Raw genomic sequence first — 14,994 nt, 5'->3', positions numbered from 1 at the left:
CTATATTTTAATACAAATAATTCACTGTCAAATGGGAGGTATTATGGACATAATCGTTATTCTTTTGTCTTTAGGGTTATTAATATTTGTGGCCTATAAAGGATTTTCCGTGATTTTGTTTGCACCAATTTGTGCTTTACTCGCTGTATTCTTAACAGAACCTGGACATGTTTTACCGTTCTTTTCTAATATTTTTATGGTGAAAATGGTTGATTTCATTAAAAACTATTTTCCTGTATTCCTATTGGGGGCCATCTTTGGAAAAGTGATTGAAATATCAGGATTAGCTAATAAAATAGCTAAGCTCGTTATACGTATGGTTGGAGCAAAACGTGCTATTCTAGCAATTGTAATTATGTGCGCTATTCTTACCTATAGTGGAGTTAGTGTGTTTGTTGTTGTGTTTGCCGTTTTTCCATTTGCTAAACAGTTGTTCCAAAAAACAAATATTCCTAAGCGGCTTATTCCTGGTACAATTGCACTTGGAGCCTTTACCTTTACTATGGATGCTTTGCCAGGTACACCGCAAATTCAAAATGTTATTCCGACCACTTTCTTTAAAACAGATATCTATGCAGCACCTACTTTAGGTATTATCGGTTCTCTTTTCATCATTGTAGTAGGTATGTTATATCTTGAAAGATGTCGTCGTAAAGCTGCTACTGCTGGAGAAGGTTACTTCGGTAAAATACAAGCAGGAGAATCTGAAATGGCAGCAAGTCTCGCAGTTGAAAACGAAGAATTTGAAGTAAACAAGAAGATGTCGCTTGACGCCGTTAGTGCAAAAGATTGGCTTGCTTTTCTACCACTTGTATTGGTCGGGATCATGAATAAACTTTTTACTGTTTCCATTCCTAAATGGTATGAAAATGGCTTTGATTTTTCAGCGATTGGGTTGAAAGCTTATGGGTCAGTTAATCTGTCTTCAGTAGTTGGAATTTGGTCAGTTGAAATTGCACTATTAATCGGAATTATATCGACAATAGCACTTAACTTTAACGCAGTTAAAACTAATTTTCAAAAAAACTTGAACGTTGGAATAGGTGGATCTTTGCTTGCTACTATGAATACCGCGGCAGAATATGGTTTTGGTGCAGTAATTGCAGCTTTGCCAGGATTTGCGGCTGTTCAGCATGCAATCTCTGGTGCTTTCACCAACCCTCTAGTTAATGGAGCCGTGACGACAAACGTCTTAGCGGGTGTTACGGGTTCTGCATCTGGAGGGATGAGTATTGCTTTAAGTGTTATGTCTGAGAAGTATTTGGCTTCCGCTGCTCAATTTAATATCCCACCAGAAGTTATGCACCGTATTATTTCTATGGCATCTGGTGGTATGGATACTCTTCCACACAATGGAGGTATCATTACCCTGCTTGCCGTAACTGGACTTACACATAAGGAAGCATACAAGGATATTTTTGCAATCACTATTATTAAAACACTTGCGGTAGCATTCATCATCGTCTTCTATACTTTAACAGGCATTGTATAATTTGCATGTAGTGATGAAAAGCTTAGATTGATTTTTCCTAAATTAAACAATCAAAAATATAAACATACTAATATTGAAGAGGGTGTCTCAAAGCAAAGCTTTAAGAGATGCCCTCTTTGCTATAAATAAAATTTAATCTTGGAATTTCTTGTTTGCAATTGGTAAAGGAAAAAATTCCCCAAAAAACTAAAAAGGCCAATAAAAAAATAGAGCTTCCTGTGTATGGTAAGTTGGTTCCACATTCATAACAAAGGGCAGCAGTTCGCTTGTTTGCCTAATTAATATTGAAAGGATGATTATAAATGTATATTTCAGGGGTATACCATATTGGGATAGTAGTAAAGGAGAATAGAAATAGGCAACTTCATGTTCGAAATCGTACAAGAAGTTGCCTATTTTTTTTGATGTAAACACATAAATCACTAAAAAAGTAATGTTTTTCAGTGCCCTCATTCAGTATAGGAATCATCTTTTAGTTTCTTAACTCTTTTTTTCATATATCTTTGACATGGGTGCCAGATTAATCTAAAGCTTCCTATTGTTATTGTATGCAATTGTCCTCAGACAGCATTAACCTAAATTTTCAGCTAATTCTTTAATGAAGCAAAAGCGAGAAAAGTTGTCGCAAAATTAAGAATAGTTGAATATGTAGGGGTTCATTCCCTTATTTCTAAAATTCGTTGCTTCAAATTTAATACACTTAAAAAAACACAAATAAAGAGAAAGCGGAAAATACCTCATAATTTAGTTTGGCACGGTAATTGCATATTAATTAAGTGATTCATCATAAATGAAACCGCATTCAATAAGAGCGGTGAAAATTAGCCAAAAAACAAAGGAGGAAAACGATTATGAAATCAATGGAGCAGAAAACAAAAATTATATCAAATGAAGCAGATTACCTGCGGGCATTGTACCAGGATTGGAGCGACCGTATGGAGGCAAATCCGAACATGACGATAGCGGACTTCCGAAGCCTTTTTGACGAATGGGAAAAACCTACATTTGAGCCTGAGGATGTGACTTATAAGACGGATAAGGTAGGTGGTGTCGATGTCATCTGGGCATACCCTATTGGGTGCGACAAATCGAAAGTATTAATCTACACTCACGGCGGCGGGTTTGCCGTAGGATCTTCCACAAGCCATCGGAAGCTGGCTGGCCATATGGCCAAGGCACTGGGCGTGTCCTCTGTAGTATTGGATTACCGCCGTAGCCCGGAGAATCCTTTCCCAGCACAATTGGAGGATGCTGCTGCTGTATACAAAGCCTTGCTCGCGTCCGGCATTAAGGCAAAGGATATCGGCACAATCGGCGATTCTGCAGGAGGAAACCTTGCCGTAGCATCGGTGCTAAAATTCCGTGAATTGGGTCTTGAGCTTCCAGGTGCCGTCATTGCTTTCTCGCCATGGCTCGATATGGAACTAACCGGCAGCACGCTTGAGAGCAATTCCGCTACCGACGCGCTAATCACCGTCCCATTGCTCGAAGGAATGATTGGGATGTTTATGGGTGATGACAATTCGAAGACTCGTGATCCATTAGCCAACCCGCTGCACGCCGATTTCAATGGCTTTCCACCGCTTTACATCAACGCGGGTGGAGCCGAAATGCTGCTGGACGATGCGCGCCGACTACACACTCGCGCCACTGAGGCCGGTGTACAAGCCACACTGTCAGTTGTAGAAGGAATGCAGCATGTTTTCCCATGCCTGGCCGGGCGCGCTCCTGAAGCAGATGAGGAAGTCAGCAGGATTGCAGCTTGGTATCGGGCATTGTAAAAATAAGGAATAACCTTTCAATGTCATGCTGATTGTGAACAAATGAAAACCAAATTGAAAATAAGAAATAGGGGGAAAACCATTATGAATCAACGCAATAATCATAAGACAAAAGGGTTAGATTTCGATGCGGTTGTTGTTGGTGCCGGGTTCGGGGGCCTTTACGCTGTTCATAAACTCCGCAATGAACTTGGCCTAAACGTACGAGCCTATGATAATGGCTCTGATGTCGGCGGCACTTGGTACTGGAACCGCTATCCTGGAGCACTTTCGGATACCGAGAGCTTTCTCTACCGCCTCTCTTTTGACAAGGAACTGCTTGAGGAGGGGGATTGGAAGCACAATTACCTGACGCAGCCGGAAATCCTTGCCTATATGAACACCGTTGCTGACCGTTTCGATCTACGACGCAGCTATCAGTTCAACACCAAGGTTACAGCAACCCATTTCAATGAAGAGACTAACTATTGGGAAGTCACCACTGATAAGGGCGAAACCGTCACTGCGAAGTTTCTTGTTACCGGGCTTGGGCTTCTTTCAGCAACGAATGTGCCGAATTTTAAGGGCAGGGAGACCTTCAAGGGTGAACAATATCACACTGCTAGATGGCCAAGCTCAGGCGTTGACTTGAAGGGTAAACGAGTAGGCGTCATTGGAACTGGTTCAACCGGGGTTCAGGTAATTATAGCTATTGCCCCTGAGGTCGAGCATCTGACGGTTTTCCAGCGGACTCCACAATACAGTGTACCGATTGGATTAAGGGTACAATCCGATGCTGTGAAAGCGGAAATAAAGGAAAATTACGAAGAAATATGGAAACAGGCAAAATCCTCAGCCGTGGCCTTCGGTTTTGAGGAAAGCACGGTATCAGCGGTTGAGGTTTCGAAAGAGGAACAAGAGCGTGTATTTGAGGAGGCATGGAATACAGGAGGCGGATTCCGCTTCATGTTTAGCACCTTCAACGATATTGCCACCAATCCCGAGGCTAATGAAGCTGCGGCCAATTTCATCCGCAAGAAAATCCAAGAGATCGTTAAGGACCCTGAAACGGCACGCAAGTTGATGCCAACCGGTTTATATGCCAAACGTCCGCTTTGTGACAATGGCTACTACAATACATTTAACCGAGACAATGTCTCACTTGTCGATGTCAAGGAGAACCCAATCGTGGAAATTACACCAAAAGGAGTGCGCACCACGGATGGCGAGTATGAATTGGACGTACTTATCTACGCAACCGGATTCGACGCGGTGGATGGCAACTATACCAAGATCGACATTCGCGGACGCGGTGGTGTCACTATGAGCGATAAGTGGGCGGATGGACCGACTGGGTATCTCGGCATGACGAATAACAGTTTTCCAAATCTTTTCATGATACTTGGTCCAAACGGCCCTTTTACCAACTTACCGCCTAGCATTGAAACTCAGGTCGAATGGATAGCGGACACCGTGAAGTACATGGTCGAAAACACCATTGCCACCATTGAACCAACACAGGAGGCGGAGGACGAGTGGGTCACGACATGCCGGATGATCTCTGACCAGACGCTGTTTTCGAAGGGGGAATCGTGGATTTTCGGAGCGAACATCCCAGGCAAGAAGAACACGGTCATGTTCTATCTGGGAGGCTTAGGGAACTACAGAAAGGCCCTGGAAGAGGCGGGTTATAAGGGCTTTGTTTTCGACCGTGCCATGGCTAACGTGAAATAAATTAATACTACTAACGGAGCCGGGGACAGTCCAGTCCGGCCCGGCCCGGCTCTAAAACACTGCACCATATATTACATTGCTGATTGCTGTGAATGAACTGTTATATCACCCAATGAATTTCTTTTATTAACTATTATACCCAAACCTGCATGGTAGTTATGATTGGATTAAGCCAAAAGGGTGCCGCAATCATGAGAATAAAAATGAATCCCACTGATTCCCGATCCCTGCCTAACTATCAAACAATAAACGAGTGGAATAGGAGAAATAATTATGTATTTAAGTCAGCAAACCTTTAATTCTGCTTTACCTACAAATGTGATTTTTGGAGTAAACAGTGTCGAGGAAAGCTTAACAGTAAGAATTAAAGAATTCAATAAATCAAACGTTTTTATAGCCACTGATCCAGGCCTTGTTAAAGCTGGAATTCCAAATAAAATACAATCTCTTTTAAAAGAAAACGGGATTAATGCAATCGTATTTTCAGAAATCGAGCCAAATCCTCATGCCGTAACTGTAATGAAGGGGGCGGAGTTATATAAGGCCGAATCATGTGACATGATTCTTGCAGTTGGCGGAGGAAGTGCAATGGATTTCTCAAAAGCCGTTGGAGTAATTGTCAGTCATCCTGGCCATATCCTTGATTATCGCCGTGGTGAAAAACCGGTTGTTAACGAAATTCCAACATTGTTTGCTATTCCTACAACAGTCGGTACTGGCTCTGAAGTAACGACTGTTTCCGTAGTCACTGATCATGAGGCAGGTAGGAAATATGTTGTTGCTTCACCAGTATTGGCCCCTAAGATTGCATTTGTTGATCCATTGTTAACAACTTCACTTCCACGCCATGTAGTTGCATCTACAGGCATTGATGCATTGGTTCATTCGCTTGAAGCTTTTACTTCTGTACGTTCAACTCCAATAACTGATGGCTTAGCCCTACAAGCAATTAAAATGCTCAAAGATCATTTGCCGCCAAGTTATGCACATCCTAATAACCTTGAAGCAAGATCACAAGTACATCTAGCAAGTACCATCGCTGGCATGGCTTTTGGTCTTGGCGGTGTTGCGCTTGTTCACTCTTGTTCCCATCCGATGTCGGCTATTTACCATGTTCCGCATGGTCTGGCGAATGCGATTCTATTACCTTATGTTATTAAACACAATCTAATCTCAAACTATAAAAAATATGCAGATATTGCTAGAATCTTTGATCCTTCTTTAACGTTTGAAAATGATAAAGTAGCTGCGGAACGACTAGTAGACTTACTAAATGATTTTAATCAATCATTGAATATACCAAAAGATTTTAGTTATTTAGGAATTGAATTTACAAAGGAAATGGTCGATCGTTTAGCGCATGATGCAATGGAAGATAAAGGGACAATTCCAAATAATCCGCGTAAAGTTTTCAAAGAAGATGTTATTAAAATCTATAATAAGGTTTTACCATTATATCCAGAAGGGGAATCAGCAGAATAATGTATATTAATGGAAAATGGATAGAAACTGAGCAAGTATTAGAAGTCAAAAATCCTGCAAATGGTAAAGTGGTTGATAAAGTATTTTTAGTTGGAAAAGAAGAAACGAAAAGCGCTATAGAAGCGGCCAAGAATGCCTTATCATCTTGGTCTGGATTGACCGGAGAACAGCGGGGTAAATATTTACAAAAAGTAGTAAATCTATTAGAAGAAAAAAAAGAGCACCTTGCCCAAACCATTACGAAAGAAATGGGGAAGACGATTCATAATGCCCGCTATGAAGTAGGGAATACAATAGCTTTCTTTCAATGGTATGCGGAAGAAGCACGCCGTGTTTATGGTGATTTGGTTCCTGCATCTGCACCAAATAAAAGAATTTCTGTTATAAAGCAGCCAATTGGAGTTGTTGGGGCAATTACGCCATGGAATTTTCCGTTATCAATGGGTGCAAGAAAATTAGGGCCTGCATTAGCTGTTGGTTGTACGGTTGTATTACGGCCTTCCCGAGAGACGCCATTGTCATCACTGGAGCTTTTTAAAGTTTTTGATGAGGCAGAAATTCCTGCAGGTGTTGTGAATCTTGTCATTGGGAATTCTTCTGACATTGTTGGAGAACTGATGGCAAGTAATGATGTTCGTAAAATTTCATTTACAGGCTCCACTGAAGTTGGCCAGAAATTAATTCGTCAATCTGCTGATACAGTAAAACGTGTATCAATGGAGCTTGGTGGACATGCTCCATTTATTGTATTTGAAGATGCAGATATCGAACTTGCCATTGAAGGTGCTATTAGTAGTAAGTTTTCATCAACTGGTCAACAATGCGTTTGTGCGAATCGAATTTACGTACATGATTCCATTTATGACACATTTGCACGGCGTTTTGCAGATAAAGTTTCATCTATGAGAATTGGTGATGGATTAAACGAAAATACCCAATTAGGTCCAATGGTGAATCAGGAGGCTGTGGATAAAGCACATGACCATGTAATGGACGCTGTTGGTAAAGGTGCAGCCATTCTTTGCGGCGGTAAAGCATTAACTGAAAATGAATATAATGATGGCTATTTTTATTTCCCAACTGTACTAGCAGAGGTAAACGAAGAGATGAAAATTACCTATGAAGAAACATTTGGTCCGGTAGCACCATTAATCCGTTTTAGTAATGAAGATGAGGTTGTCGAAAAAGCAAATAATACAGAGTATGGGCTGGCCTCTTATTTTTATACGAATGACCTTTCAAGAGCACACCGAATTGCAGAAAAGCTTGAATATGGAATGGTAGGAGTAAACGATCCCGCCCCATTTGCTGTTCAAGCGCCATTTGGAGGAGTTAAACAAAGCGGATTAGGAAGAGAAGGTGGTCGGTATGGTTTGGAAGACTATCTTGAAACAAAATTAGTTTCTGTAGCAATACGTAGTGAAAATCGGTAAAAAACGAAAGGTAAAAAAGAGCTTTTCAAAGTTTCACAGAATCAGATACTCAAATTTCCTGATTTGAAAACGGTATCGACAAACAAATCCCCCTACAAAAGTAGGAGGATGGCAAAATTGACTACAATTCTATCAAGGGACGAATTTACACACAAAAAGGACTTGATTATTGAGTCGCCAATTGGGCGACCTTTCTACCCGGAGGATAAATGGAGGTTAGTCGCCTCCCCCTATCTGAAATTTACAAATTATACATGTATAGTTAAATTTCTGGCAATATAATATATTTGAAATATTTTTTAAAATGATAATTTGGCAAAGGGGAATGCTAGATGAATTTTTCAACAAAGCTTCATGAAACGGCAAAATACTCCGGCAGCAAGATTGCTTATTACTTTATGGACCAATCAAGTACATATGCTGAATTGAATCAAGCGATTACACAATTTGCCTCGGGCTTGGAAAAATTAGGGGTCAAGAAAGAAGACCATATTGCATTATTATTGGATAACTCTCCTCAATTTGTGATTAGTTTACATGGGGCGTTCCGATTGGGAGCGACTGTCATTCCGATTAATCCTATTTATACAGCCGATGAAATAGGGTATATCCTAGATAATGGTGATGTTAAGGCTGTTGTTGCCTTGAAATCGCTAATCCCATTACTGGAGCAAAAGCAAACATTGTTGCCAAAAGTAGAGCACTTTGTGTATGTTGAGACGGATCAAAAGACAGAGGATTCAGAAAGCCTTTCCAATTACTCTAATTTGAAATCTAAATTGAAATCGTTTACTAGTCTACTGGCTTCAGGGAATTTGGACTTTCAAGAACCGGAAATTCATGCGGATGATGTTGCCATTATTCTTTATACATCCGGAACAACTGGAAAACCCAAAGGTGCTATGTTGACCCATAAGAATTTATATAGTAATGCCATGGATGTAAGCCATGATTTAAAAATGACTAGCGATGACCGAATTATTACAGTACTGCCAATGTTTCATGTTTTTAGTTTAACTGATTGCTTGAATGCACCGATTATATGCGGGGCAACTATTCTGATTGTACCTAGGTTCAGCCCTAGGGAAATTTTCCGTTTAGGTAAAAAATATAAACCAACGATATTTTTTGGCGTACCAACGATGTTTAACTTTCTCAATCAATTTCCTGAAGGAAACCCGGAAGATCTTGAATCACTAAGGTTCTGCTTCTCAGGCGGAGCCTCCCTTCCTGTTTCCCTGTTAAGAAATTATGAGGAAAAATTTAATGTGGTGATTTTAGAAGGATATGGATTATCCGAGGCATCACCAACAACTACCTTTAACCCTCTTGACCGTGAACGTAAGCCAGGATCAATTGGGACATCCATCACCCATGTGGAAAACAAAGTTGTGAATGATTTTGGCGAAGAAGTTCCTGTTGGAGAAGTAGGAGAGCTGATTGTCCGCGGCCCGAATGTCATGAAAGGCTACTATAAAATGCCTGAAGAGACAAAAAGGGTGATTAAAGATGGCTGGCTTTACACAGGTGATCTGGCAAGAATGGATGAAGATGGCTATTTTTATATTGTCGATCGTAAAAAGGACATGATTATAGTAGGAGGATATAACGTTTACCCGAGGGAAGTCGAAGAAGTCTTCTATCACCATCCCGACATAGTGGAGGCAGCGGTCTTTGGGGTACCGGATCCAGATCGCGGTGAGGCAGTGGTAGCTTATGTTGCCGCCAATGACCCTTTAATAACAGTGGAACAACTGCATGCCTACTGTAAGGAACATCTGGCAAAATATAAACTTCCTTCGGTCATTGAAATCATCGAGGAACTTCCGAAAAGTGGAACTGGGAAAATTTTAAGAAGGGCTTTAAAAGAACAGCTGGTTGAAAAAGTTGCATTATAGAAAAATGGCGGTTTAAAATAAAAAACTCCGAATTCGTTGGAAAAGAAGAAACACAACGCGCTATTGAAGCGCCAAAAATGCCTTTCCGGCATGGTCTGGGCTAACTGGGGAACAGTGTGCTGCTTACCTACATAAAATAGTTGATATTTTAGTAGATAAAAAGAGCACCTTGCCCAAACTATTACGAAAGAAATGGGGAATACGGCAATAACTAAAGATATTCCGATTGGTCGTTATGGTGAAACAAGTGATATCGCTAAATTGGTATTATTCCTAGCATCTGATGAGAGCACTTTTATTTCTGGAAGTCAGTATTGAGTGGACGGTGGACTAGGAGCGAAATAATCCCAGAACAAAGAAAAATTTTCCCATAGGAACATATACAAAAAAATAGACTGGGTAAGGAGTAGACATCGATGCATGCATTAGAAGGAATTAAAATACTCGATTTATCAAGAACATTAGCAGGCCCGTTTTCTACCATGTTGCTTGGAGATATGGGAGCCGATGTGATAAAGGTTGAGCAGCCTGGTCAAGGAGATGAGTCAAGGCGCTTCACTCCTCCTACATGGAATGATGAAAGTTGCTATTATCTTAGTTCAAACCGAAATAAACGCAGTATTACGGTCGATCTAAAAAGTGAAGAGGGAAAAGAAATTATTTATAAATTAGCGAAAGATGCTGATGTTTTAGTAGAAAATTTTCGAACAGGAACATTAGATAAGCTGGGTTATGGTTATGAGACAATAAAAAAAATAAATCCCCGTTTGGTGTATTGTTCTATATCAGGATTTGGTAGAACAGGTCCTGAAAGGAATAGAGCCGGCTACGACCTTCTTTTACAAGGGTTTGGAGGATTAATGAGTATCACAGGTGATGCCAATTCAGGGCCGGCAAAAGCAGGTATGTCCATTGTAGATTTAACAACGGGGATGTTTGCAGCTTATGGAATTTTAAGTGCATTATTCTCTGCACAAAGAACAGGAAAAGGACAATTTGTTGATGTAAGTTTACTTGATGGACAAGTTGTATTGTTGAATCATTTGGCAACTGGATATCTTGCAACGGGTAAGCCTGCTGGAAGAATGGGATCAGCTCATCCTTCGATTGTTCCATACCAATCGTTTAGGGCAAAAGACATGGATATCATTTTGGCTGTAGCTAATGATCGATTATGGACAAAGTGTTGTCAGGCTTTAGATTGGATTGATTTAATTGAAGATCCTCGTTTTGAAACGAATGCAAAGCGAGTAGCCCATCGTCAAGAACTTATAAATATTATGTCTGAGAGACTGATTACGATGGAAAGCAAAGATATTTTTGAAAGGATGGATAATGCTGGGGTCCCATGTGGCCCAATACACACGATTGATCAAGTTCTCAATCACCCTCAGGTTCAAGCAAGGGAAATGATGATTGACATTGAACATCCTAATGTGAAGAATTTGAAAGTGCCGGGATTTCCAGTTAAATTATCAGAAACTCCGTCTAACCTTCGACGCTACCCACCTTTGCTTGGAGAACACACAGACGAAGTTTTAGAGGAACTTGGTTACTCCAGAACACAAATTGAAAACCTAAAAAGTGGGATGGTAATATAATTTAGAATTTAAGCTGTGAAAAATACTTTTCCATGGGCATCAGTCATAGACTTGATGCCTTTTGATATTTATCAAATAGTTGGGACGATTTTTTGGCAAATTATCTTGCCGGCACCCCAGAATTGGGCATATCTTAGTAAAAGTATCAACGTGGTGAAGATGAATGTGTAAAATTACACTTTATTCTTGACAGTGTTGCGGGTGAATTTTGTTTTTGTGCCATTTTGAAGGGGTTTTGTGACATTTTGGGATAGTTTTGTGTCATTTTCACTAGTTTTTGTGGCATTTTCAATGGGTTTTGTGCATTTAGACATAAATTGGAAATCCGGTGGTTGTCCAATAAAATAACCATCGATGATAATATTTGTTATTTTCGGACAAACTCTAGGAAAAAGGAAAGGCTGGAACCAAAGCTTGATTAACAGACTTAAATATTACAACCTCATCTTCATTACGGTGCTTGCCGCATCCGTTCCTTCTATAAAAGTAAACGCCATGTATGGCCACGAAAAAATGACCCAGCAGATTAATCAACTAATTAATAACGAACCGGCATTAAAAGGGGCCATTGCTGGGATAAGTATCCGGTCGGCTTCAGATGGAAAAATCATCTATGGCCACCAAGGCGACATCCGCTTAAGACCTGCTTCCAATATGAAACTATTAACAGCTGCAGCCGCCCTTACTATCCTCGGAGAAGACCACACCTTCACGACGGAGATCCATACGGATGGCTTAGTGAAAAAGAAGACACTTCATGGGAATCTGTATTTAAAGGGGAAGGGTGACCCAACCCTATTGCAATCTGATTTTGATAAAATGGCTGAGGACATTCAAAAGCGAGGCATCAAAAAGATAAAAGGGAATCTTGTAGGAGACGATTCCTGGTATGATAATGTCCGCTATTCGCTCGACCTGCCTTGGAGCGACGAAACAACCCATTACGGCGCACAGATATCCGCACTCACCGCCTCACCGACCAGAGACTTTGATTCAGGATCGGTCAAGGTACTCGTGCAGCCCGGAACAAAAAAAGGTGACAAGCCGATCGTGAAAATAACCCCGAAGACAAATTATCTAAAAATAAACAACCACGCGGTAACCGTTCCGGAGGATGGTAAAAAGGATATCACCATCGAACGGGAACACGCGAGGAACATCATAACAATCGAAGGAACCATCCCAACAAAGGCTAAAACAGAAAAGGAATGGATTGGTGTCTGGGAACCCACTCGATATGCCGTGTCCCTTTTGAACCAATCCTTAACAGAACACGGGATACAGGTGACAGGAAAGCTAAAAACAGGATTGGTGCCTGACACCGCAAGAATTTTAACGACACATCAATCGATGCCGTTATCTGAGCTGCTGGTTCCTTTTATGAAACTGAGCAATAATGTCCATGCTGAAATATTAATTAAGGAAATGGGTCGAGTCGTGAAAGGGGAAGGAAGCTGGGAAAAGGGACTAAGCGTTTTAAAAAATGAGATTACAAAATACGGGGTTAACCCTAACACATTGGTGCTAAGGGATGGTTCGGGCGTTTCCCATGTCGACTTGATTCCAGCCAACCAGCTGACGCAGCTGTTATTTGCCGTCCAAAAGGAAAAATGGTTTCCTAGTTATCTTCACTCATTACCTGTCGCCGGTGAAAGTGAAAAGATGGTCGGCGGAACTTTAAGAAATCGGATGAAGGATCCTTTGGTTCGAGGAAAAGTTTACGCAAAAACGGGGACCATTTCAACGGTGAGTTCAATATCAGGATACGTGAAAACAAAAAGTGGACAAACCTTAATTTTTTCAATCCTTTTAAATAACCTAATGGATGATTCAAAGGGAAAAAAGGTGGAGGATCTGCTGATTACTATTTTAGCCAATCAATAACCTATCGACTCAAATAGATAGATGGAACTTAACAATGCGTAAATAATTTCTTGAAAATTCGCAGTATTGATTTTACTATTATTATAATGAATAAATAATAAAAAAGAGCTATACCATGGGAGAGTCAAATGAATATGAATAAAAAACAAGGACAGTTACTTTCTGAACGGTTTGAGGTAGCATACAACCAAGTACACGAAGCATTGAGGGATATCGTCCAAATAAATGATGACAGATTTGTTGTCCTTGTGAAGGTTGGCGCGAAAAAATATCAAATCATTGAGACTTATAAAAAGGATTTAGAGCAATATGCCAGGCTGCGAAATGCAATTGTCCATGAAAAAATAGAGATTGGTTTTTATATTGCTGAGCCCAATGCTAAAGTTGTTTCTCATATTGAAAAAATCGCCAATGTTTTTAGCCGTCCTAATTATGCATTGTCGATTGCTACGAAAAATGTAGTGTACTTTGATTATCGTGACAGTATCTTAAAAGTAACAGCCGCCATTAAAGAACACGGGTATTCAAAGTTTCCAATCTATAAAAACAAAGAATGTGTCGGCTTACTTACAGCAAGTTCGATTGTGAAATGGATGTCACAAAATATGGAGAACAGCTCTGTTAACCTTTCCGATATCCATGTGTCAGATATAATGATATATGAAAAGGAACATCCGATAGAAATCGTCCCAAAAGATATTAATATTTTTGAGGTTGAAAATATTTTTGAAAAAGCACATAAGAAGAAGCGGAAAATAGAAGGTGTTATAATCACTGAACATGGGATAGCGGACGAGTCCCCCCTTGGCATAATCACTGCTTGGGATCTTATTCAAATTGATTACACGGTTGAGTAATCATAAAGTTCTCCTACATTGGAGAACTTTTATTTTTGGAAAAAAAACAAGCATACCGCTCAGGCATGCTCGTTGTATTCGGCTAATTTTGCTTAAAATTCAAACTCGCTTAATTGGTCCATATGGGAGGCAATCATCGCAATTATGGTGGTTGCTTCTTCTTTACTAAAAATGAAATGGGACTCATCCTTGATTAATTCATCGCCCGTCGTCCAAATCCGGTTAACGCGCTTGAGAACACCGTCTCCAGTAGCTTGCACCAATCCAAATTGATAGGTTACTTCGACTTCGTCTTCATGTTTGAAGGCCGTTACTTCAGGGGTGGACCAATCTACATCAATTTCCTCAAAGATGTCATCGCTGTTGACTTGTTCCGCTTCATAATACTCTTCTTCCTCATCATCTTCTACATAAACTGTTTCGACCTCATCATCATCATCAAAGACCTCGCTGGTCTGAAGATAGACCCCATCATCTGTATAGTAATCATCACCGTTCATGTAATCATGAAGACTGGCGTGAACTTCCTCGATAATGTCTTCAATGTCTGAAAGGATGACCTTCGCTGTATGTCCGCTGTCCACATCGAAGGTATCGATGTAAAATTCTTCGTTTTGCGGATCAAAGAACAGTGAGCAAAAATAATCACGCTCCAGTTCTTCGGTATCAACATCTGCGGTATCGACATAAAACTCAATCCTTGGATGTTTGGCAGCTCTTTCAACTGTCATTTGGCCAACCTGATCGTATTCTTCACAAATAGATTCCAGGTGTTCTTGCAGATCTCCACAAACTCTGTCAAACCATTCTAACGACATCAAACATCCCATCCTTTCAAAGTTAATCGAGGTTA

General features: G+C 40.4%; 11 protein-coding genes. 10 read left to right on the top strand and 1 reads right to left on the bottom strand.

What is annotated here, in order from left to right:
- Window positions 1-43: 43 nt before the first annotated feature.
- The 10 genes from CCK98_RS21805 (at window position 44) to CCK98_RS21760 (ending at window position 14,141) form a co-directional block, all read left to right on the top strand.
- Window positions 44-1,492, top strand: coding sequence for a GntP family permease (locus CCK98_RS21805; protein ID WP_088088502.1), 1,449 nt, complete (start codon window positions 44-46; stop codon window positions 1,490-1,492).
- Window positions 1,493-2,343: 851 nt separating this feature from the next.
- Window positions 2,344-3,273, top strand: coding sequence for an alpha/beta hydrolase (locus CCK98_RS21800; protein ID WP_218780167.1), 930 nt, complete (start codon window positions 2,344-2,346; stop codon window positions 3,271-3,273).
- An 84-nt stretch (window positions 3,274-3,357) separates the two neighbouring features.
- Window positions 3,358-4,986 (top strand): NAD(P)/FAD-dependent oxidoreductase, encoded by a 1,629-nt coding sequence (locus CCK98_RS21795; protein ID WP_088088501.1) that lies wholly within the window; start codon window positions 3,358-3,360, stop codon window positions 4,984-4,986.
- A 273-nt stretch (window positions 4,987-5,259) separates the two neighbouring features.
- Window positions 5,260-6,468, top strand: a complete 1,209-nt coding sequence (locus CCK98_RS21790; protein WP_088088500.1) for an iron-containing alcohol dehydrogenase family protein — start codon at window positions 5,260-5,262, stop codon at window positions 6,466-6,468.
- Entirely contained in the window at window positions 6,468-7,901 is a 1,434-nt protein-coding gene (locus CCK98_RS21785) for an NAD-dependent succinate-semialdehyde dehydrogenase (RefSeq protein ID WP_088088499.1), read from the top strand. Before CCK98_RS21790 ends, CCK98_RS21785 begins: the two co-directional genes overlap by 1 nt.
- A 332-nt stretch (window positions 7,902-8,233) precedes the next feature.
- Window positions 8,234-9,799 carry a fatty acid--CoA ligase family protein gene (locus CCK98_RS21780; protein WP_088088498.1) on the top strand — a complete coding sequence of 522 codons (1,566 nt, stop codon included), beginning with the start codon at window positions 8,234-8,236 and terminating at the stop codon, window positions 9,797-9,799.
- Between the two features lie 192 nt (window positions 9,800-9,991).
- Window positions 9,992-10,117, top strand: coding sequence for an SDR family oxidoreductase (locus tag CCK98_RS21775; protein WP_373408509.1), 126 nt, complete (start codon window positions 9,992-9,994; stop codon window positions 10,115-10,117).
- Window positions 10,118-10,215: 98 nt separating this feature from the next.
- Window positions 10,216-11,400: a CaiB/BaiF CoA-transferase family protein gene (locus CCK98_RS21770; RefSeq protein WP_088088497.1), complete on the top strand. Its 1,185-nt coding sequence runs from the start codon at window positions 10,216-10,218 to the stop codon at window positions 11,398-11,400.
- 414 nt (window positions 11,401-11,814) lie between these two features.
- Window positions 11,815-13,284, top strand: coding sequence for a D-alanyl-D-alanine carboxypeptidase/D-alanyl-D-alanine-endopeptidase (gene dacB, locus CCK98_RS21765; RefSeq protein WP_373408508.1), 1,470 nt, complete (start codon window positions 11,815-11,817; stop codon window positions 13,282-13,284).
- A gap of 128 nt (window positions 13,285-13,412) precedes the next feature.
- Window positions 13,413-14,141, top strand: coding sequence for a CBS domain-containing protein (locus CCK98_RS21760; RefSeq protein ID WP_256942439.1), 729 nt, complete (start codon window positions 13,413-13,415; stop codon window positions 14,139-14,141).
- Between the two features lie 92 nt (window positions 14,142-14,233).
- On the opposite strand, the gene CCK98_RS21755 is transcribed toward CCK98_RS21760, so the two are convergent.
- Window positions 14,234-14,959, bottom strand: a complete 726-nt coding sequence (locus tag CCK98_RS21755) for a hypothetical protein (protein WP_088088495.1) — start codon at window positions 14,957-14,959, stop codon at window positions 14,234-14,236.
- Window positions 14,960-14,994: the final 35 nt, after the last annotated feature.

The sequence above is a fragment of the Bacillus sp. OV166 genome (assembly GCF_900177675.1).
GTDB lineage: Bacteria > Bacillota > Bacilli > Bacillales > Cytobacillaceae > Neobacillus.
This window is presented reverse-complemented; position numbering and strand designations above follow the sequence as displayed.